The sequence below is a fragment of the Alphaproteobacteria bacterium genome (assembly GCA_019635875.1).
Classification (GTDB): domain Bacteria; phylum Pseudomonadota; class Alphaproteobacteria; order Reyranellales; family Reyranellaceae; genus JAFAZJ01.
The window spans coordinates 1-1,642 of record JAHBYP010000017.1 but is presented as its reverse complement, the minus strand read 5'-3'; the positions used below and the strand labels follow the sequence as shown (position 1 = coordinate 1,642).

At 68.1% G+C, this 1,642-nt stretch carries 1 protein-coding gene; it reads right to left on the bottom strand.

Going from position 1 to position 1,642, the window contains the following annotated elements; all coding sequences use genetic code 11:
• Window positions 1-166: 166 nt before the first annotated feature.
• A complete protein-coding gene (locus tag KF889_30660; protein MBX3503827.1) occupies window positions 167-1,543 on the bottom strand; it encodes an IS1380 family transposase in 1,377 nt (458 codons plus the stop codon).
• Window positions 1,544-1,642 lie beyond the last annotated feature (99 nt).

The following is a 1,642-nucleotide window of genomic DNA, read 5'->3' as shown; positions in this document are numbered from 1 at the left end:
CCGGATATCTCACAGGGAAGAAGTGAGAGAGTGGAGTGATGGGCGCAGGGTGTGTGGCGTGATGGTCTGAGTGATATCGGTGATTTTGGCCGGATCGCGAGCGCGGATGAAGGCCGCCGGAAGCGGTGAGCGGAAGGTATGTCGGCTGTGCGGTGTCTGGTTCGTGTCAGGCGTCGGCGGCCATGGCGTGGTAGGCGATGGCCCAGTCGCGCTGCCAGGGATGGCCTGAGGCCATGGCGATCCTGACCCTGCGGACGGAGACGCGGACGAGGGCGCCGATCTTGAGCAGCTTCAGCCGGATCGAGCCGCAGGTGGCATCGGCCAGGGCGGTGGTCTTCAGGGCGATGCGGCGCAGGCCGTCGAGCAGGACATAGGCGAACGAGGCGAACCACAGGCGCAGCTGGTTGGCGCGCATGGTGGCGCTGGAGGTGCGGTCGGCGAAGAGGTCGAGCTGGCACTCCTTGATGCGGTTCTCCATCTCGCCGCGGGCGCAGTAGAGGCCCTCGTAGAGAGCGCGGGCGCCGGCGCGGTCGGGGCCAAGCGAGGTGACGACGAAGCGCGGGTTGGCCTCGTCCTGGGTATGCTCGGCCTTGCCGACGACGCGACGCCTGCGGCTCCAGCTGTCGCGCGTCGTCCACAGGAAGTCCTTGAAGCGGCGCGCCGGGGCGCCAGTGATGGTGCTCTCGGCAGCGGCCATGGCCAGTTCCGCGGCGATCTCGCCGACCAGGCGGGCGTTGCGCGCCAGGCCGAACAGATAGTCGACGGCGTTGGCCTCGCACCAGGCCATCAGCGCCTCGCGGGCGAAGCCGGAGTCGGCGCGCAGCACGATGCGCACCGCGGGCCAGCGGGCGCGGATCTGGGCGACGATGCGCGCGATCTCCTCCTGTGCGCCGGCCGCGGCGTCGATGTTGGCCGGCCGCAGCTTGGCCGCCAGCAGGTGGCGGCCGCAGAAGACGTAGAGCGGCAGGTAGCAGTAATGGCCGTAATAGCCGTGGAAGAAGCGGCCTTCCTGCGCGCCGTGCAGCGGATCGTCGGTGGCATCCAGGTCGAGCACGATCTCCTCGGGCGCCTTGGCATGCGCCTCGAGGAAGACCTCGACCAGCAGCGCCTCGATCGCCGCCGCGTCGTGGCCGATCTTGTGGTAGCGCGTCGGCTCCGGCCGGCTCAGCTCCAGCCGGTTCAGCGTCGACTTGCCGGCCACCGCCGCACAGTCCTTGCGCCGCGCCGCAAGCTTGCCCGCCAGCACCGCCATCACAGGGTCGTGCCGCAGCCAGTCGTGGTCGTTCAGATCCTCGTAGCCCAGCGCCAGGCCATAGACGCGCTGCCCGACCAGGGTACGAACCTCGTGCTCGATCAACTCGCGGTTCCGACGATCGACGAAGCAGCCGGCAAAGCGCTCGATCAGACCCAGCGCCCGGTCCGTCGCCCCCAGCAGCAGCCCGCCGGCATCCGACGTCATCGACCCGCCGTCGAACGACGCCGCGACCACGCGTCTTTCCACGGCTGCAAAGCCAAACAATTCCGCGATACACTCTGTCGGCATCGGGGTTCTTTCCTCTGTTCGCGAAAGTCGTTGCGGCACAACAACTTTCTCAGAGGCAGGACTCCGATGCACCCTTTACCTTTGAGATATCCGGGCTAG

What these genes read in the sequence shown, in the direction of transcription:
- KF889_30660 (MBX3503827.1), bottom strand. Translation starts at nt 1,543, where the DNA reads ATGCCGACAGAGTGTATCGCGGAATTGTTTGGCTTTGCAGCCGTGGAA.